The following is a 19,751-nucleotide window of genomic DNA, read 5'->3' on the forward strand; positions in this document are numbered from 1 at the left end:
AATCTATGAGCCAAGCCGTATCTTCACCCCTCTATGCTGCCATCGACCTGGGTTCAAACAGCTTTCATATGCTGATTGTTCGTCATGTTGAAGGCAGTATACAGACGATGGCCAAAATTAAACGTAAAGTGAGACTTGCAGCCGGACTGGATGAGAACAATGCACTCAGTCAGGAGGCGATGCAGCGGGGTTGGGATTGTCTGAGTCTGTTTGCAGAACGATTACAGGATATTCCCAAGGAAAATATCCGCATCGTCGGAACCGCAACCCTTCGAACGGCCATCAATGTCGATGTATTTTTGCGTCAGGCCAATCAGATACTCGGACATCCCATCGAAACCATTCCAGGTGAAGAAGAAGCGGCGACCATTTATAAAGGGGTTGCCCATACCTCCGGTGGCAGCGGACGTCGGTTCGTCGTTGACATCGGTGGCGCAAGTACCGAACTGATTATTGGTGAAGGTTTCGAGGCCAAAGCCTTAACCAGTTTAAAAATGGGCTGTGTCACTTGGCTCGAAAAACACTTCAGAGATCGTCAGCTCTCTCAAGAAAACTTCGAACATGCGATCGAAGACGCGAAAAAGATGCTAACGCCGATTCTGCAACAATATCGCACAATCGGCTGGGACATCTGTGTCGGTGCCAGCGGTACAGTTCAAGCGTTACAGGAAATCATGCTGGCTCAGGGGATGGACGAAGTCATTACGCTGAGCAAGCTGAAACGCCTTCAAAATCAGGCAATGCGAGCCGATCATCTCGAAGAGCTCGAAATCGAAGGACTAACGTTGGAAAGAGCGCTGGTTTTCCCAAGCGGTCTGTCGATCCTGATTGCCATATTTGAGGAATTCCAGATCGAAGCCATGACACTGGCAGGCGGAGCTCTTCGGGAAGGTCTGGTTTATGAAATGATTGAAGGATTACGTCAGGATAACATCCGAGAGCGAACCATCCACAGTATCCAGAGTCGCTATCAAATCGATACGGTATACGCGGGTCAGGTCTCAGACCTCGCTAGTAAACTGTTTAACCAGTGCGGTGGCACAGCATGGATCGTCGAACCACAGGCAGAAATGCTGCTCAGAGCAGCCGCACAGTTACACGAAATCGGTTTAGCTGTGGATTATAAAAAAGGCGGGGAGCACAGTGCTTATTTGATCCAGCATTCGGAATTGCCCGGTTTTACCCGCGCACAGCGTTATTGTCTTGGTGAATTGGTCCGTCGCTATCGCGATAATATCACTTCCATGCCAGAACAATACGCCCTTTCAGGCGCCAGTAGTAAACGCTTACTCAGGCTCTTACGTCTTGCGGTATTACTAAGCCACCGGCGCAATTCAGCACTCGAACCTCATGTGAAACTGGATTGCTCGGAAGACACGCTCCAATTATCGCTGAATGCCCAGTGGCTCGATGCGAACCCATTAACCAAAGCTGAACTGGAAATTGAAGCCAACCGACAAACCGATATGGGATGGCCATTGGAAGTCATTGCCCAACCCTAACCCATCAGTTGGTTAGAGCGCTCGCTGAATGACCCGACCAAATCGGTCGGGTTACTTCTGCGCCACACTCATCGACACAAAATCTGACATGCAACATCAACCGTCCGTCTGCGTCCTCAATCCTCGTTTGTCGTATCGTAACCTTGACGAGCACGGGTTTGCTGTCGCACACGATTGAGTACCGCTCGTAATTTCAAAGGCTTGACCGGTTTCGGTAAAAAACTAAATCCGTTTGATTGAATCGCATCCATCATCTCTTGCGTCCGATCGGCACTGATAATAATCCCTTCAAACTGATTTCCCAGACGTAAACGGCACTGTTGCAAAACTTCCAGTCCTGTCCGCCCCAGCTCTAACCGATAATCGGACAAAATGACATCCGGTATCCACCCACCATCCAGTGCTCTCAAGCTCTCGACCAGATTAGTTGAGGTGCGAATATCACACCCCCAACGCGATAACAGATCAGACATCCCAATCAAAATATCGACTTCATTATCCACACATAGCACTTTAATTTGCGACAAATCCGTCACGTCATTCACGGCTGGAGCAACTTTATCGGCAACGTCCCGGGGATGAGAACGTTGTAGTGATAACGAAAACACACTGCCATGACCGGGCCAGGAACGCATTGAGATTTCATGCTCCAACACATAGGCAATCCCTTTTGATATGGCCAACCCAAGCCCAAGCCCCTGCTCAGAACGAACTTGCCCGCCACGATTAAACTCTTCAAAAATTTCATGCTGCTTATCTGGCTCAATCCCGATCCCGTTGTCCCAGACTTCAATCCGGATTTGCGCGCCAACATGACGAATACCAAGCACGACTTTCCCATGAGGGGCATAGCGAAACGCATTGGTCAGGAAATTCTGAACAATCCGTCGGAGTAACTTCGGATCTGACTTGACCACCACCGACGAAGGCACCAGCGTAAAATCGATCCCTTGTTGTTTGGCAATTGCATGAAATTCAGCATTCAAATTCACCAACACATCATGAATGGCGAAGCTGTGGATATTGATATCCAACTTCCCGGATTCGAGTCGGGAAATATCCAGCAAATCCCCGATCAATTCCTCTGCTGCCCCCAATGCGCTTTCTATATGTGCAGAGAGGCGTTGCACTTCCGCTTCTTGGGCGATTTCCGACAGCGATGACGCAAATAGCCGAGCGGCATTGAGCGGCTGCATCAAATCATGGCTCACCGCTGCCAGAAAACGAGATTTTGAACGGGATTCCCGTTCCGCCCGTTGCGTCTCCTGTACCAACTGACGATTGAGTTTTTCCAACTCCTGAGTTCGTTGATGCACTCGCTCTTCCAGCGACTCATTGGCCTGTTTGAGCGCATCTTCAGCCTTACGGAACGCGGTGATATCGGTAAAACTCATGACAAACCCACCACCGGGCATCGGATTACCTTGAACTTCAATCACTCTCCCGTCCGGTCGGACGCGCGAGGAGGTGTGCCGGGTGCCCTTCTCTAAATGATCGACCCGCTTGCGAACATGTGTTTCAACATCACCCGGCCCACACAACCCCTGTCGTGCATTATGGCGAATAATATCGGCAATCGGTCGACCAACCTGAATCAACCCCGAAGGGTAAGAGAACAGCTCCAGATAACGTTGATTCCAAGCCACCAAACGCAACTGTCTATCAACCACCGTCAATCCTTGCCCGATGTGTTCGATGGCCCCCTGAAGCAGGCTCCGGCTGAAGTCATACAGTTCTGATGCTTCATCCACAATTGCAGCGACTTCTTCAAGGTGCATATTTTTACCCTGCAATGCAGAAGCAAGTACTAACTTCGCTGAAGATGCACCAAAAACACCAGCCAATACCCGCTCTGAATGACGGATCAGTACCGCTGGGGCCTGCTGATTAGGTAAATAGCGCTTCTGCTGCTGCGCCCAGAATTGCTCGAACGCCGCCTTCATTCTGCCTCGCCCGACAAAACGGGCGACCAGCATTTCCAGTTCCGCAACAGACACCCGACTCTGGTATAGCGTCATATTTTCGTTATCAGGGAATGGCGTGCCGACGAATGTGGCTGACTGTAAGCGCTCACTCAGGCTCGGACGAGTAATGATGGAAACATTCCAATAACAGAACGTATTGAGCACAACACTGAGGATCATCCCCCAGTCAGACCTTGATATGCCTAAACCGGCAATCGCTTCCGGAGGGCTAATCAGCCAAATGAGCGGGTTAGACTGCGCATCTCCGGCCAATAAGTGCGTCTGAACCATTAAGGTAATCAACCAAAGTGAAAACCCAACCGCCAAACCGACATAAACACCTTTTTTATTGCCGTCACGCCAGTAAATCCCGCCAATCAATGCAGGTGCAAACTGGGCAATCGCCGCGAAAGAGAGAAAACCAATCGCAGAAAGCGACGGCACCGCATCCAGTACGCGATAGAATCCCCAAGCACAAGCCAGTAACACTAAGATCAATCCGCGGCGGATTCTGAGTAACAAGCGGGAAAAGTGACGATGCCCCTGATGAGAAAAGCGCATCCGGCGGAGTAAGAAAGGCACCACCAGATCATTGGAAACCATAATGGTTAGCGCAATCGTCGAAACAATGACCATCCCGGTCGCAGCCGACGTTCCTCCCAGAAACGCAATCATCGCTATTACATCCGCGTCAACGGCCTTGGGGATACTAATCACGAAAGTTTCTGACAAACTGGCATCCATCATCCCCGAACCGACCCATGATATCGGCAGAACAAACAGCCCCATCAGAATCAGGTAAACCGGAAATATCCGACGGGCAATATGGAGATCCTGTGGTTTTTCATTCTCGACAACCATGGTATGAAACTGACGAGGCAGACAAATAATGGCCAGAATGGTCAACACGAGGTGAATGAACAGTGTCGGCCAATGCGGTGCCACCATCGATTCACGCACAACATCTCCCAGATCGAATGATGTCTGATGCCAACCGATATAGACGATGAACAGACCGACCCATAGAAAAGCCACCAGCTTAACCAAAGACTCAAAAGCAATCGCCATCATCATACCGCGGTGATGCTCAGTATTATCGATATGCCGGGTGCCAAATAAAATGGTAAACACGGCGAGCGCCAACACGACAACCCAAGAAATGTGACTTTCGGTCAACTGCTCAGGGAAAGGAAAATCTGACGTCACGACATGGATGCCCATCGTCACACCGCGAAGTTGCAAGGCGATATAAGGCAGAATACCAACGACCGCAATCAGCGTTGCAACCACAGCAAGTCCTTGAGATTTGCCATAACGTGCTGCGATAAAATCAGCAATAGATGTAATATGTTCGCGCTTCGCAATGAGCATCAGACGGGCTAATATCCGCCAGCCAAAGACAAAGACAAGTATCGGTGCGAGATAAATCGGTAAGAATGACCAAGCATGATTGGTGGCCTGTCCAACCGTGCCGTAAAACGTCCACGAAGTACAATACACACCGATAGATAAGCTATAAATCCAAGGCCGGAAGCGTGCCAGCCAATTCAGGTTTTTGTCACCGTACCAAGCAATAAAGAACAGCAGCCCTAAATAAAGAAACAGAACCGGAATGACAATCCATGACGGCATGAAGTGCTCCTTATCGCCAAGACAGAAAATAAGTCAGAAAAGAAGACAGAAAGTAAAGAATAGATGGCTTCATTGTCTGACTCACTGAAATCAAAACAATTTTATATCGAAAATGATTCACATTGCAGTGCAGCGGTAAGCCAATGAGATCCCATACGCATAGATTTGTTGCTCACCGGGTTCTCCGGAAATAATAGGTGGACTGATAATGGTGAATATTTTCAGTCGTAATGGAAAAGTCGAGTATGGTTCCGTCAGGCGCATTACTGATTGAAGTGACTTGCATTGTCGGCGTGCCTTCTTCGACCTTCAGGTAAGCGGCAATCGAGGCCGGTGTTAAAATCGGCAAAAAGGTAAAATAGTTCCCCTCAATGATGAATCCTGCCTCTTTCTCAATATAATCGAATTTTGATTTTTCCAGATGAGCAACAGACAAGGTGGGATAGAGCTTAACCGGGAGATAAGACTCTTCATAATGCACCGGCCGCTCATCAAGATAACGGACACGAATAATGTAATAGACCAATTCACCATGTTGAATCTTGAGTCGCTGAGCGACGCTTACCGGAGCCGGAGTCATCGAAAAGCTGAGTACCTGACTCGCTATCGATTTATTATTTTTCTGACTCAGTTCAGTCAGGCTGTTCAGCCCTTTATTCTCATGAGCGATCTCTTTATCAATGACAAAATTTCCGCTACCGTGACGGCGCTCAATCAATCCATCCTCAACCAAACAATCAATTGCACGCCGGAGTGTCATCCGGGAAACCTGATATTCTTCGGCCAGCATCACTTCTCTCGGTAATGGCTGATTCAAACAAAATTCATCAGAATTAATTCGTTTCCTCAAGTCATTGGCGATTAATATATAGATCACTTTTATACCTATTATTGTTTGGTTGTCTATTTCACAGAAACAAATAAAAATATTATATATCAATAAATTAAAATAAATTTCCTATTTTAAAAATAAGTAAAAACTAAATAGGTCTAATAAATAGAGTTTACTTATACAAAACATCCACAGACTTATAAGTGATAAATATCACATTCCAATTCTCTGAACAGATAATTCTCAACTATTAATTTCTATTCTGAACTCGCCGGCAAACAAAAAACAATCTAAATCAACGTGAAAATATATTCCCGGAACATTGATGTTTCAGCGGGATGACCAACCAGTCTCCCGATGCACATCGCTTCACCACTCGTTCGGTGAAGACTGAAACTTCAAATTCAGAGGATATAAAGGGAACCAATACTTCACTTTACAGCGATAGCATACTGGAAGGGTAAACCATGTTAAGTCAAATACAGCGATTCGGTGGAGCGATGTTTACACCGGTCCTCCTCTTCCCTTTTGCAGGGATTATTGTGGGGCTGTCCATCGTACTCAAAAATCCTGATTTTATGGGATCACTTGCCGATACCAACAGCACTTTTTTTCAATTGATGAACATACTGGAAGAAGGTGGATGGACCATCTTCCGTAACATGCCACTGATTTTTGCCATTGCCCTGCCGATAGGTCTGGCGCAAAAAGCCCATGCCCGGGCCTGCCTCGTGGTATTTCTCTCCTATCTGACCTACAACTACTTTATTGCAGCCATGGCAGCGGTTTGGGGCAGTTACTTTGGTGTTGATTTTTCTCAGGCTCCCGGAGGGGTCAGCGGCCTGACCCTGATCGGCGGCATCAAAACACTCGATACCAGTATTGTCGGTGCCATATTTATCGCCGGTCTGGTGACATATCTGCATAACCGTTTCTTTGACACTCAGTTGCCGGATTATCTCGGTATTTTTCAAGGAACCGCATTCATTGCCATTCTTGCGTTCTTTACCATGCTCCCCTGTGCGTGGGCCACATTAATCATCTGGCCAAAAATTCAGGCAGCTATCAGTTCTCTGCAAGGACTGATGCTGGCATCCGGTACACTGGGCGTCTGGCTATATACATTTTTAGAACGTCTCCTGATCCCGACCGGATTACACCACTTTATCTACGGTCCGTTCATCTTCGGCCCGGTTGCCGTAGAAAACGGTATCATGATGAACTGGGCACAACACATTCAGGAATTCAGCCAATCAACATTACCGTTGAAAACGCTATTCCCCGCCGGTGGTTTTGCTCTGCACGGTAATTCAAAACTGTTCGGTTCAATCGGGATTGCCCTTGCCATTTACATGACGGCCGATGCAAAGAATAAAAGCAAAATCGCCGGATTACTGATTCCTGCCACCTTAACATCCATTCTGGTCGGTATTACCGAACCGCTTGAGTTTACTTTCCTATTCATTGCGCCGTTTCTGTTCGTCATTCATGCCATTCTGGCCGCCACCATGTCAGCCATCATGTACAGCCTCGGTGTTGTCGGCAATATGAGCGGCGGGCTGATCGAAATCGTCTCACAAAATTGGCTCCCGATGTACAACCATCATGCTTACGTCATGTTGACCCAGATATCGGTCGGGCTCTGTTTTACCGTTATCTATTTCTTCCTGTTCAAAATGCTGATCATCCGGTTCGACCTGAAAACGCCCGGCAGAAACAGTGAAGTGAAGCTGTACAAAAAATCGGATTACAAAGCGAAAACCAGTGGCGAAACACATCCGGCCGACAGCCTTGCCAGTCGCCTTATCGAGGCACTGGGCGGGCAAACAAATATCGAACAACTCAATAACTGTGCCACACGTCTGCGGGTGACGGTCATCGATCCGATGCGGCTTGTCGACGATCAAATCTTCAAAGATATGGGAGCACACGGTGTCGTCCGCAACGGCAAAGCCATACAAATTATTATCGGGCTCAGCGTGCCCCAAGTCAGAGAAGAGTGTGAGGGGCTACTTCATATCTGAAACACGCAGCTTGCAAAAATCGCCGCTTCAACAAGACATGAACAAACACATTTAAAGCCCATAAAAATATGACCCAAAGGAGATCAACATGAAACAGTTTTCAATCGTCATTGCCGGTGGCGGAAGCACCTTTACTCCCGGCATCGTACTGATGCTTCTGGAGAACATCGACCGCTTCCCGATTCGTCGTCTGGCCTTTTATGACAATGACGGAGCCCGACAAGAAGCCGTTGCTGAAGCCTGTAAAATTTTATTGAAAGAGAAAGCACCGCAAATCGACTTTTCCTATACCACAGATCCACAAACCGCATTTACCGACGTTGACTTTGTCATGGCACATATTCGCGTCGGCAAATATCCGATGCGTGAACTGGATGAGAAAATTCCGCTGCGACATGGCGTACTCGGTCAAGAGACCTGCGGACCGGGTGGCATCGCTTATGGCATGCGTTCTATCGGGGGCGTGCTCGAACTGGTCAAATATATGGAACAATACTCACCGGATGCATGGATGCTGAACTACTCCAATCCGGCGGCGATTGTGGCGGAAGCAACCCGGGCACTCTGCCCTCAGAGTAAAATTCTTAATATCTGTGATATGCCGATCGGCATCGAGAATCGGATGGCCAATATTCTGGGTTACTCGTCCCGTAAAGATTTCGATGTGATGTACTACGGGCTCAATCACTTCGGCTGGTGGAAAACGATTACCAATAAGCAAGGGGAAGACTTAATGCCGCAGCTCAAAGCTTATGTCGCCCAGCATGGTTATGTGCCACCGACACCGGAGGCCGGTCAACATGTTGAAGCCAGTTGGAATGATACCTTTGCCAAGGCCAAAGATGTGTATGCACTCGACACGGAAACGTTGCCGAACACTTACCTGAAATATTATCTATTCCCGGATGAGGTTGTTGCTCATTCCGATCCAACACACACCCGGGCCAATGAAGTGATGGAAGGCAGAGAAAAACATGTCTTCGGCGAATGTCGTAAGGTGATTGAGCAAAAAACTGGCGCAGGATGTGCGTTAGAAGTCGATGAGCACGCATCTTATATTGTTGACTTGGCAAGGGCGATAGCCTTTAACACCAAAGAACGGATGTTATTGATCGTCGAAAACCAAGGTTCAATTGAAAACTTCAATACCGATGCGATGGTTGAAATTCCTTGTCTGGTCGGCAGTAACGGACCGGAACCGTTGCGGGTCGGGGCAATACCAACATTCCAACACGGCATGATGAGCCAACAGGTTGCCGTCGAAAAACTGGTCGTTGAAGCTTGGATCGAAAAATCCTATCAGAAACTGTGGCAAGCCATTACGCTCTCGAAAACCGTCCCGAGTGCTTCCGTTGCCAAGGCCATTTTAGACGACCTGATTGAAGCCAATAAAAACTTCTGGCCGACACTAAAATAACCCCGGTGCAACGTGGTGAATGGCTTTTTAGGTTAGAAATTCTCTAGGCTAGAACTATGCCAGAACGTTGCCCGTCTCACGGGCAGTTCAAAGTCTCTTTACATGACGTAAAGAGACTTTCCTTACCCCTGCCCGGGCGCAGAATTTAAATGATGCTCCCGCACAGAATAACGTGGCTCCAGCCGCACAAAAAGCGCCGCAACGCCCATCAGCGCCATTCCCCAGAAAATGTTAGCGCCCCAGCTTTCAAATCCCCAGCCACTGATTGCCGTCATCGTTGCAATCACCGCCCCCAGAGGAATTGCATTGTACAGTGACTGTAATGCAACCATTCTCTCCGGTACAGCTTGTTGGATATAACGAATGGTCGCCAGATGTGCGACCGCAAATGTCAGGCTGTGGAGTAATTGAATAAATACCAATGCGGCAAGCTCAGTGGTGAAAGCCGTCAAACTCCAACGCACCACAACCGCACAGGAAGAAAGCAAAAACATCCCCCGGATCGACCACGAACCGAACAGGCGGCGACTGAGCGCAAAAATACAGATCTCCGCAATGACACCCAAACTCCACAGATAACCAATGATTTCTTCTGAATGTCCGACCGATTTCCAATACACGGAACTGAAACTGTAATAAGCCGCGTGACTCCCCTGAATCAGAGAAACCAGCACTAAAAACTTAATCACTTGCTTGTCTTTCAGCATGTCGATCAGTTTAGGGCGCACCACTTGTGTTTCGGTGTGCGTCACCGGATTGGGATTTGGCGCGCGCAGACTGATTAAAAATGTCACACTCATGCCCAATAACGCTGTATACAGAATCCAGTCATTCCCCCAATGCGCAACAATCCAGCCAACTACCAGCGAACCGACAATGAATGCAACCGACCCCCACAACCGAGTCCGGCCGTAATCGAGCATTTTCATCTTGGTGTAGTAGTTTGCCAGCGTGTCCGAAAGCGGAATAATCGGCCCAAAGCAGGAATTAAACAGGATGGTTGCCAGCGCAATCCAGATCAGATGCGCCACGGCAAAAATATGCACGGCAATGAACCCAATCGCCAGCAGAGTCAACACTCTCAGCATCGGCACATACCATTCAGCGCGGTGGACTCTCGGCGTCACCAGTAAATTCGCCAGACAGCGGGTACCGAACGCGAGTCCCATAATCAGTCCGATATCGGTTGATGCGACGCCTTCACTTTTGAGCCACAACGCCCAAAATGGCGTATAGATGCCATAGACAAAGAAAAAACCGAAATAATACTGAGAGATCCAACGGAACGGAGAAATACTGAGCATAACAACCTACTGATGCAAAAAGCGACGGATGACGGATGTATTATGCTTTGAATGCCATATCAGGAAAAGGGAATATTACTCAACACAATGTTTCCTCTATCTCTTATGTTTTCCCGATAATGACTCATCCTGACACTGATGCGTTGCAAACGTTATATTTCTTCTCTTTGAATTCATACCACTTGAGCCATCGTTGCTGGCATTAGACCAAAGTCGTCTGGAGGCAAATCAGATTTCAGCCAAAATTAAATCAGATGCCCTCGACCAGAAAGGTTGCTATGCCAGATAAATTCAATCTTCAGTCACCCCCATTTGATCGCCTGACCGCAGCACAACAGCAGCAGCTTCTCTCCGCGCTGGATGTCGCTTATTTTCGGTCGAGGGACACATTGTTGCATCGCGGTGAGAGTGGACAATATCTGCACATTCTCATCAAAGGTGTGGTTGAAGAACGCTCAGAAGATGGTCAGGAAGTCTTTGCTCACTATGCGAGCGAAGATATTTTCGATGTTCGTTCCCTGCTTGACGGAACGGTCAAACATCAATATGTCGCACTGGAAGATACGCTGGCCTATCAATTGCCCAAATCGGTTTTTCTGGATTTTTATCATCAGAACGGACAATTTGCGGCTTATTTTGATAGTAACCTCGCCACCCGTCAGGCGCTGCTCGAAAATGCACAACAGCAGCAGAACCTCGCAGAGTTCATTCTGACCAAAGTGGATCGGGAGATTTATCATCCACCAATCATCGTCACCCCGGAGCAAACTATCGCGGATGTCACAGGGTTGCTGAAAGACAACAACTGCGATGCCGCATTGGTACAGTTATCGGCAAACGACGCACGATTCACGCAGACAACGCATCCGTATGCCATTGTTACCCGAACGGACATGCTCCATGCTTTGGCATTAGATATGCGACCGGTCAACACACCGGTCGGTCAAATCGCCACCTTCCCGGTCTTTCAGGTGAATGATGGTGAGTTTCTATTTAATGCGATGGTGATGATGATCCGTAACCGGATCAAACGGATCATGGTATGTGACGGCAACCAAGCCGTTGGCATGTTGGATATGACCCAAATTCTCAGTACCTTTTCCACCCACTCCCACGTACTGACACTGAGCATTGCCAGAGCATCCAGCATTGAAGAGCTGACCATTGCTTCCAATCAACAACACAAATTAGTCGAAAACCTCGTCGGCAACGGCATCAGAACCCGTTTTATGATGGAGCTGATTGCCGCAGTCAATGAACAGATCATCGAGAAAGCCTTTGAACTCATCGTACCGCCGGTGATGCAACAGCAATGCTGCCTGCTGGTCTTAGGCTCAGAAGGACGCGGAGAACAAATTCTCAAAACGGATCAGGACAATGCATTAATCATCAAAGATGGGACAGCCTGGCCGGATTGCCAGCATGTGATGGATAAACTGACACATACCCTGATACAACTCGGTTATCCGGTCTGCCCGGGCAAAGTGATGGTCAACAATCCACACTGGGTGAGATCCCAGCGAAACTGGCAAACAACACTCTCACAATGGGTCGAGCAAGCCAAACCAGAACAAATCATGAATATCGCCATTATGGCGGATGCTCACGCCGTCGCTGGTAATCGGTCGCTGTTATATTCCGTGCGAGACCACCTCTCCGGGCTGATGGCTGATCAAGAGTTGATCCTGTCAGCTTTCACTCGCCCTGCACTGAATTTCTCCCTGCCGCTGACATTATTCGGTAATGTGAAATCCTCCAAATCAGGGCTGGATATCAAACAAGGCGGTATTTTCCCGATTGTCCATGGTATCCGGGCGCTGAGTCTGGAATACCGGATAACAGAACAAAACACGTTCAAGCGTATCGAAGCACTCACTCAAAAACGCGTGCTGGAACAACAAACCGCAGACAATCTGAGTGAAGCGCTCAAACTCTTCTTTAAGCTCCGGCTCATACAACAGCTGCAACAACCGGAACGCCATAATCATTTGGACATTAAATTACTCGACAGCACGGAACGGGACTTATTGCGTCATAGCTTGCATATCGTCAAAAAATTCAAGCAATGGTTATCATATCACTACCAGATTAGAGACTAAGCCCATGAACCGAATCTCACGCCGATACTGGTACTACAAACTCAAAGATTCCGCTTATCGGTGCCTGTTCTTACCACCGGAGCATCAGGAAGTCGTCTCACTGGATTGCGAAACAACCAGCCTCAATCCGCAACAGGCAGAGCTGGTTTCAATTGCCGCCACAAAAATTATCGGCAATCGGATTCTGACCAGTCAGTCATTTGAAGTGAAGCTGTGCGCCCCCAGAACATTGAATGCAGATTCAGTTCGCATTCACCAGATCCGCCATCAGGATCTCAGTGATGGCCTCACTGAAGCCGAAGCTCTGATCCAGTTATTGGATTTTATCGGTAACCGGCCGCTGGTGGGTTATCACATTCGCTATGATAAAACCATTCTCGATATCGCCTGCCGTAAACATCTGGGCTTTCCGCTACCGAACCGCCTGATTGAAGTGAGCCAACTCTACCATGAACAACTGGAAAGAATGCTACCGAATGCCTATTGCGATCTCAGTCTGGAAGCCATTTGCCGTCATTTGGATCTGCCGTTGCAAAACAAACATGATGCTTTACAAGATGCGCTCTCTGCGGCGTTGGTATTTGTGCGTTTGACTCAAGGCGATCTGCCCACCTTCTCTTCAGCTTGAACGCGGTCATTTTCTGCGAGGAACCACTCACAACAAACCGTGTTCCCGACACTTGTGACACCTTGAATCACAATGATTTTTTTACTCACAGATCTCATTTAGCCTAAAGTCTAATTGTGCAATTCCCCTATCTGAACAAGAGTTATTACACCTAGGTAACCTCAAAGCACGCCAATCGGGTGAGTTCGAGTTCATTTGGGTACAAGAATTTCAGATCCTCCGGAAATATTTATTACAAGTCCAAATCAATCATGATGAACCGGAGCGGTCCCTGCATTCAAAAGGAGAAGAAGCTATGAGTGATGTTCATGTTTATCCGGTTAAGAACAATATTAAAGAACATACCCACGCGGATAACGACACTTACTTATCAATGTACCAACGCTCAGTTAGCGACCCAGAGGGATTTTGGAAAGAACACGGGCAAATCGTCGACTGGATAACCCCTTACACCAAAGTAAAGCAAACCTCATTTGATACCGGCCACGTGGACATCCGCTGGTTTGAAGATGGGACGCTGAACGTTTCTGCCAACTGTATTGACCGCCACCTCGCGGCGCACGGTGATGACGTGGCAATTATCTGGGAAGGTGATAACCCGAATGAAGATAAAACGTTAACCTTCAACCAACTCCATCAAGACGTCTGCCGCTTTGCCAATGTTCTGAAAGATCAGGGGGTGCGGAAGGGCGACGTTGTTTGTCTTTATATGCCAATGGTGCCGGAAGCCGCGGTTGCCATGCTGGCTTGTACCCGGATCGGTGCAGTCCATACCGTGGTTTTCGGGGGTTTCTCCCCGGAAGCACTCGCAGGACGCATCATCGACTCCGACGCCAAAATAGTCATTACCGCAGATGAGGGTGTCCGGGGCGGACGAGCAGTACCACTGAAGAAAAATGTCGATGAAGCCCTGACCAATCCTGAAATCAAAACTATCAGTAAAGTGGTAGTACTAAAACGCACGGGTGGCAGTATCGACTGGCATGATCACCGGGATGTCTGGTGGCACGAGTCGACGTCTAAAGCATCGGATCACTGCCCGGCAGAACCTATGAAAGCAGAAGATCCACTGTTCATCCTGTACACGTCCGGTTCCACAGGTAAACCCAAAGGTGTTTTACATACAACCGGGGGTTATCTGGTTTATGCCGCCATGACCTTCAAGTATGTTTTCGACTACCAGCCCGGAGAAGTCTTCTGGTGTACCGCGGATGTCGGCTGGATCACCGGTCACACCTATCTGGTTTACAGCCCGCTTGCCAATGGCGCGAAAACCATTCTGTTTGAAGGTGTCCCGAACTATCCGAATACCAACCGAATGAGTCAGGTAGTCGATAAGCATCAAGTGAATATTCTCTATACTGCACCGACGGCAATCCGGGCACTGATGGCAAAAGGCAATGAAGCCATCGACGGTACCTCACGAGACAGTTTACGCATCATGGGATCGGTCGGTGAACCGATCAATCCGGAAGCGTGGGAATGGTATTACCGGACGATTGGTAATGAAAAATCCCCGATTGTCGATACATGGTGGCAAACAGAAACGGGCGGTATTCTGATCACACCGCTTCCCGGAGCAACTGCGTTGAAACCCGGCTCAGCCACGCGGCCATTCTTCGGTGTCCAACCCGCCTTGGTCGATAACGTGGGCAATCTCATTGACGGGGCAGCAGAAGGGAATCTGGTGATTCTCGACTCTTGGCCCGGCCAAATGCGTACGGTATACGGAGATCATGAACGGTTTGAACAGACCTATTTCTCCACTTTCAAAGGCATGTACTTTACCGGTGACGGTGCCCGCCGCGATGAAGACGACTATTACTGGATTACCGGTCGTGTCGATGACGTCCTCAATGTTTCCGGTCACCGTATGGGAACCGCAGAAGTCGAATCCGCGCTGGTGGCATTCGATAAGATTGCAGAAGCCGCTGTCGTCGGGATTCCACACGATATAAAAGGTCAGGCAATTTATGCCTACATCACTCTTAATGATGGTATCTATCCATCTTCTGAACTGCATAAAGAAGTCAAAGAGTGGGTGCGTAAAGAGATTGGCCCAATCGCCACACCGGATGTATTGCACTGGACCGATGCGCTGCCTAAAACTCGCTCCGGAAAAATCATGCGCCGAATTCTGCGCAAGATTGCCAACGGAGACACCAGCAATCTGGGCGATACATCAACACTCGCAGACCCAAGTGTGGTTGATAAGCTGATCGCAGAGAAAGCAGCTCTCAGTTAAAACGACCTGAAATTCAAATAAATGATCCTGAACTGTGAAGCCATCTCTCCGATGGCTTCATTTTTTAAGGCCAACTCAAACAGTACAGATCGGGTTGCACTATATTCTTCCCAGTCTTGTTCTACCCTGCTTTGCTCTTTCCCCCAGTCTCACTTATTTGAACGAATGTCACAATTTCTGAATTCAACACCTTTTTGCCGTCAAATCACCATTCCGTCTGCATTGAAAATCAAGTGGGATAGCTTCTTCTAACGGTCATCCCTTTCTGTACTGCGCTTCGCTGGACCATACCGCTGGACCAAGTTTATTGTGATTTCCACAAAACCATTTCTGATCTTTATGGTCATAAGACGATAAAGATATAGTTATCAATTTTCCGCAGAGCACGTAGAACTTGGGATCCCCTCCCTCTCTCATTACCCGAAATGGTGATTAGACCAGTAATTTGCTGCCATTTGTGTTGAATTAGCTATAATCAGGAGCAATTCACCGTTTTTTGATTTTCTTGAAAAAAAATTGTGTGAAAAAACCTAAAATATGGGAACATGTAAACAAGACCTCATTATTGAGTAAGATGACGACACAATGACGACAAAATTACGTATTCTTGTGCTAAACGGTCCTAACCTGAATTTACTGGGCCTACGTGAACCGGCACATTACGGATCTCAAACGCTCCCCCAGATTATTGACCGACTCCGTTACCAAGCCGATCAAGCTGGTGTTGAGCTAGAGCATCTGCAATCGAATCGTGAGTATGAACTGATCGAAGCGATTCATCAGGCATACGAAAACATTGACTTCATCATTATCAACCCTGCCGCATTTACCCATACCAGTGTTGCACTGCGGGATGCGCTTTTGGGGGTCAATATTCCTTTTATTGAGGTACACCTTTCTAATGTTCATGCCCGAGAACCTTTCCGCCACCATTCTTATTTATCAGATAAGGCACACGGTGTTATTTGCGGTTTAGGTGCTCAGGGCTATGAATTTGCGTTGTCGGCAGCCATTACCAAACTGCAGGCAAAATAACACTCGACATCCCGCAGCTGTTGTTCGGGTTGTCTTATTCACAAGATCAAAGAGAAAAGACAATGGATATTCGTAAAATAAAAAAACTTATCGAATTAGTTGAAGAGTCGGGCATTGCTGAGTTGGAAATTTCTGAAGGTGAAGAGTCAGTACGCATCAACCGTTACGGCGCGCCAGCTTCATCACCCATCCAGTATGCGCCAGCCCAATATGCACCTGCGCCAGTCGCAGCCCCTGCGGCACCCGCAGCAGAAGCTGTCAGCGCACCGGCAGAAGCACCACAACCAACCGGTCATCAAGTGCTTTCTCCAATGGTCGGTACTTTCTATAGCTCTCCGAGCCCAGATGCAGCACCATTCGTAAAAGTTGGTCAGAAAGTGAGTGTCGGCGATCCACTATGTATTGTTGAAGCCATGAAAATGATGAACCAAATCGAATCTGACAAATCAGGTGTCGTCAAAGCAATTCTCGCTGAAAACGGTCAGCCAGTTGAGTTCGATCAGCCTCTTGTTATCATCGAATAATTGAGGTCAAATTGATGCTAGATAAAATTGTCATCGCGAACCGGGGTGAAATTGCACTCCGTATTCTTCGCGCCTGTAAAGAGCTAGGGATCAAAACGGTCGCTGTCCATTCCACAGCAGACCGAGACCTCAAACATGTCTTACTTGCTGATGAATCCATCTGTATTGGACCTGCACGTAGTATTGATAGCTACTTAAATATTCCACGCATTATCTCAGCAGCAGAAATCACGGGAGCAGTTGCGATTCACCCGGGCTACGGCTTCCTGTCTGAAAATGCAGATTTTGCTGAGCAAGTTGAAAAATCAGGCTTCATTTTCGTCGGTCCGAAAGCAGAAACCATCCGCCTGATGGGGGATAAAGTTTCCGCGATCGCCTCGATGAAGAAAGCTGGCGTGCCTTGTGTACCGGGTTCAGACGGCCCGCTCGGAGACGATGTCGAGAAAAATAAATCTATCGCGAAGCGTATCGGTTATCCGGTAATTATTAAGGCATCCGGTGGCGGTGGCGGTCGTGGTATGCGTGTAGTTCGCAGTGAAGCAGAACTCATTCAGTCCATCATCATGACTCGTACCGAATCCAAAGCAGCATTCAACAACGATATGGTTTACATGGAGAAATTCCTGGAGAACCCACGTCACGTTGAAGTTCAGGTTATTGCCGACGGTCAGGGTGGTGCGATCCACTTGGGCGAGCGTGACTGTTCAATGCAACGTCGTCACCAGAAAGTTGTTGAAGAAGCACCGGCACCGGGTATTACCGAAGAAATGCGTAAATACATCGGTGAACGCTGTACACGCGCCTGTGTTGAAATCGGCTACCGGGGTGCGGGTACATTTGAATTCCTCTATGAAAACGGCGAGTTCTATTTCATTGAAATGAACACCCGGATTCAGGTCGAACACCCGGTTACAGAAATGGTCACCGGTGTGGATCTGATCAAAGAGCAACTTCGCGTTGCGGCAGGTCAGCCGCTGTCATTCACACAGGATGATATCAAACTGCGCGGCCATGCGATTGAGTGTCGTATCAATGCCGAGGATCCGGAGCGTTTTCTCCCGTCACCGGGTAAAATTGAACGCTTCCACGCTGCCGGTGGGATGGGCATTCGTTGGGAATCTCATATCTACTCCGGTTATACCGTGCCAGCGTACTATGATTCGATGATTGGTAAACTGATCGCCTACGGTGAAAACCGTGATGTTGCAATCGCGCGGATGAAGAATGCCCTCAACGAAATGATTGTTGAAGGGATCAAAACCAACATCCCGCTCCAGTTGAAAATCATGAACGATGAAAACTTCCAGCATGGTGGTGCCAACATCCACTATCTGGAGAAAAAACTCGGTATCGACCAATAATCCGCAGTAGCTGAACAAAATGTTAAGCCTCCCTTCGGGGAGGTTTTTTTGTTCAACTTTTTTGTTCAAGACAAGCCCTATTCAAAAAATGAATATCTGCTACACTCTCGGCCATTCAACCCACGGAAAGAGTCAATCACATGCCTTGGATTCAAATTAAACTCAATGCCAACAACGATAATGCCGAAACAATCGGTGATATGTTGATGGAAGACACAGGCGCGTTATCCGTCACATTTCTTGACGCGAAAGACACACCAGTCTTTGAACCCCTTCCGGGAGAAACTCGCCTTTGGGGAGATACCGATGTGCTCGCGTTATATGACGCAGAAGCAGATACCGATACCATCGTTGCACAAATCAAGGCCAGCCAACTTCTGCCTGCGGACTTCTCTTATAAAGTCGAACAGATTGAAGATAAAGACTGGGAACGGGAATGGATGGATAATTTCCACCCGATGAAATTTGGCAATCGCCTGTGGATTTGTCCTAGCTGGAAAGAGATTCCCGACCCGGACGCTGTCAATGTGATGCTGGATCCCGGCTTGGCATTCGGCACCGGCACACATCCGACAACAGCCTTATGTTTAGAATGGCTCGAAGGGCTGGATCTCAGCGGCAAAACCGTAATTGATTTCGGGTGCGGCTCTGGCATTCTGGCGATTGCAGCAATTAAGTTGGGTGCCAAGCAAGTGATTGGTGTCGATATTGATCCACAAGCCTTACTCGCTTCCAAAGACAACGCCCAGCGCAATGGCGTAGAAAACCAGCTCGCGGTTTACCTGCCGCAAAATCAGCCCGACAACCTCAGTGCCGATATTGTAGTGGCAAACATTCTGGCCGGCCCGCTCAAAGAGCTTGCTCCGGTCATTCAGTCTCTGGTTCGTCCCGGTGGACAACTGGCAATGTCAGGCGTGTTAGAGACCCAGGCTGAAGAAGTTGCCAGTTTCTATCGCAACCAGTTTGATATCGAGCCCATTATTGAAAACAACGAATGGTGTCGGATTTCTGGTCAAAAGAAATAACCACAACGAATGTGACTGACTAATTGACTGAAAAATCGGCAATTTATAAAAACAAATTGTAAATGCTCAAATATTAGTCTTTTCACACCGCGAAAAAATGCGTAAAATGCGCGCCCTTGCTGCCTTATAACTGTAATGACGTGTTAAAAATCGGAAACC

The 19,751-nt window shown here is 48.0% G+C and carries 13 protein-coding genes; 10 read left to right on the top strand and 3 right to left on the bottom strand.

Features of this window, described 5'->3' with window-relative positions:
* Nucleotides 1-5: 5 nt before the first annotated feature.
* Nucleotides 6-1,502 (top strand): guanosine-5'-triphosphate,3'-diphosphate diphosphatase, encoded by a 1,497-nt coding sequence (gene gppA / locus MKS89_RS14230; protein WP_072962412.1) that lies wholly within the window; start codon nucleotides 6-8, stop codon nucleotides 1,500-1,502.
* Between the two features lie 116 nt (nucleotides 1,503-1,618).
* Here the strand turns inward: gppA and MKS89_RS14235 are convergent, their stop codons facing one another.
* Entirely contained in the window at nucleotides 1,619-5,098 is a 3,480-nt protein-coding gene (locus tag MKS89_RS14235) for a PAS-domain containing protein (protein WP_072962410.1), read from the bottom strand.
* 172 nt (nucleotides 5,099-5,270) lie between these two features.
* The gene (locus tag MKS89_RS14240; RefSeq protein ID WP_131814941.1) at nucleotides 5,271-5,915 is read right to left on the bottom strand and encodes a GntR family transcriptional regulator; all 645 of its coding nucleotides are present in this window, start codon (nucleotides 5,913-5,915) and stop codon (nucleotides 5,271-5,273) included.
* Nucleotides 5,916-6,397: 482 nt separating this feature from the next.
* Here MKS89_RS14240 and MKS89_RS14245 point away from each other — a divergent pair, with 482 nt between their 5' ends.
* Together MKS89_RS14245 and MKS89_RS14250 are read left to right on the top strand one after the other, a co-directional pair.
* The gene (locus MKS89_RS14245) at nucleotides 6,398-7,954 is read left to right on the top strand and encodes an alpha-glucoside-specific PTS transporter subunit IIBC (RefSeq protein ID WP_072962405.1); all 1,557 of its coding nucleotides are present in this window, start codon (nucleotides 6,398-6,400) and stop codon (nucleotides 7,952-7,954) included.
* 88 nt (nucleotides 7,955-8,042) lie between these two features.
* Complete coding sequence (locus MKS89_RS14250; RefSeq protein ID WP_072962403.1) at nucleotides 8,043-9,371, top strand: 6-phospho-alpha-glucosidase; 1,329 nt, start codon at nucleotides 8,043-8,045, stop codon at nucleotides 9,369-9,371.
* Between the two features lie 122 nt (nucleotides 9,372-9,493).
* Here the strand turns inward: MKS89_RS14250 and MKS89_RS14255 are convergent, their stop codons facing one another.
* Nucleotides 9,494-10,675 carry a 3-phenylpropionate MFS transporter gene (locus MKS89_RS14255; RefSeq protein WP_072962401.1) on the bottom strand — a complete coding sequence of 394 codons (1,182 nt, stop codon included), beginning with the start codon at nucleotides 10,673-10,675 and terminating at the stop codon, nucleotides 9,494-9,496.
* 278 nt (nucleotides 10,676-10,953) lie between these two features.
* Here MKS89_RS14255 and MKS89_RS14260 point away from each other — a divergent pair, with 278 nt between their 5' ends.
* The 7 genes from MKS89_RS14260 to prmA all read left to right on the top strand — a co-directional run bounded on the left by MKS89_RS14260 (nucleotide 10,954) and on the right by prmA (nucleotide 19,592).
* Entirely contained in the window at nucleotides 10,954-12,774 is a 1,821-nt protein-coding gene (locus tag MKS89_RS14260; protein WP_072962398.1) for a DUF294 nucleotidyltransferase-like domain-containing protein, read from the top strand.
* 4 nt (nucleotides 12,775-12,778) lie between these two features.
* Complete coding sequence (locus MKS89_RS14265; protein WP_072962396.1) at nucleotides 12,779-13,402, top strand: 3'-5' exonuclease; 624 nt, start codon at nucleotides 12,779-12,781, stop codon at nucleotides 13,400-13,402.
* A gap of 295 nt (nucleotides 13,403-13,697) precedes the next feature.
* Complete coding sequence (gene acs, locus MKS89_RS14270) at nucleotides 13,698-15,647, top strand: acetate--CoA ligase (RefSeq protein WP_072962394.1); 1,950 nt, start codon at nucleotides 13,698-13,700, stop codon at nucleotides 15,645-15,647.
* 585 nt (nucleotides 15,648-16,232) lie between these two features.
* Nucleotides 16,233-16,682 carry a type II 3-dehydroquinate dehydratase gene (aroQ, locus tag MKS89_RS14275; protein WP_072962392.1) on the top strand — a complete coding sequence of 150 codons (450 nt, stop codon included), beginning with the start codon at nucleotides 16,233-16,235 and terminating at the stop codon, nucleotides 16,680-16,682.
* A 62-nt stretch (nucleotides 16,683-16,744) separates the two neighbouring features.
* Entirely contained in the window at nucleotides 16,745-17,206 is a 462-nt protein-coding gene (accB, locus tag MKS89_RS14280; RefSeq protein WP_072962390.1) for an acetyl-CoA carboxylase biotin carboxyl carrier protein, read from the top strand.
* A gap of 14 nt (nucleotides 17,207-17,220) precedes the next feature.
* Nucleotides 17,221-18,567, top strand: coding sequence for an acetyl-CoA carboxylase biotin carboxylase subunit (accC, locus tag MKS89_RS14285; protein WP_072962387.1), 1,347 nt, complete (start codon nucleotides 17,221-17,223; stop codon nucleotides 18,565-18,567).
* Nucleotides 18,568-18,707: 140 nt separating this feature from the next.
* On the top strand, nucleotides 18,708-19,592 hold the full coding sequence (gene prmA, locus MKS89_RS14290; protein ID WP_072962386.1) for a 50S ribosomal protein L11 methyltransferase: 885 nt from the start codon (nucleotides 18,708-18,710) through the stop codon (nucleotides 19,590-19,592).
* The last annotated feature ends 159 nt before the right edge of the window (nucleotides 19,593-19,751 follow it).

Origin of the sequence: Vibrio gazogenes (assembly GCF_023920225.1) — a bacterium.
Taxonomy (GTDB): domain Bacteria; phylum Pseudomonadota; class Gammaproteobacteria; order Enterobacterales; family Vibrionaceae; genus Vibrio; species Vibrio gazogenes.

Coding starts and splice junctions, on each gene's coding strand:
- gppA (WP_072962412.1), top strand. CDS start 6: ATGAGCCAAGCCGTATCTTCACCCCTCTATGCTGCCATCGACCTGGGT.
- MKS89_RS14235 (WP_072962410.1), bottom strand. CDS start 5,098: ATGCCGTCATGGATTGTCATTCCGGTTCTGTTTCTTTATTTAGGGCTG.
- MKS89_RS14245 (WP_072962405.1), top strand. CDS start 6,398: ATGTTAAGTCAAATACAGCGATTCGGTGGAGCGATGTTTACACCGGTC.
- MKS89_RS14250 (WP_072962403.1), top strand. CDS start 8,043: ATGAAACAGTTTTCAATCGTCATTGCCGGTGGCGGAAGCACCTTTACT.
- MKS89_RS14255 (WP_072962401.1), bottom strand. CDS start 10,675: ATGCTCAGTATTTCTCCGTTCCGTTGGATCTCTCAGTATTATTTCGGT.
- MKS89_RS14260 (WP_072962398.1), top strand. CDS start 10,954: ATGCCAGATAAATTCAATCTTCAGTCACCCCCATTTGATCGCCTGACC.
- MKS89_RS14265 (WP_072962396.1), top strand. CDS start 12,779: ATGAACCGAATCTCACGCCGATACTGGTACTACAAACTCAAAGATTCC.
- acs (WP_072962394.1), top strand. CDS start 13,698: ATGAGTGATGTTCATGTTTATCCGGTTAAGAACAATATTAAAGAACAT.
- aroQ (WP_072962392.1), top strand. CDS start 16,233: ATGACGACAAAATTACGTATTCTTGTGCTAAACGGTCCTAACCTGAAT.
- accB (WP_072962390.1), top strand. CDS start 16,745: ATGGATATTCGTAAAATAAAAAAACTTATCGAATTAGTTGAAGAGTCG.
- accC (WP_072962387.1), top strand. CDS start 17,221: ATGCTAGATAAAATTGTCATCGCGAACCGGGGTGAAATTGCACTCCGT.
- prmA (WP_072962386.1), top strand. CDS start 18,708: ATGCCTTGGATTCAAATTAAACTCAATGCCAACAACGATAATGCCGAA.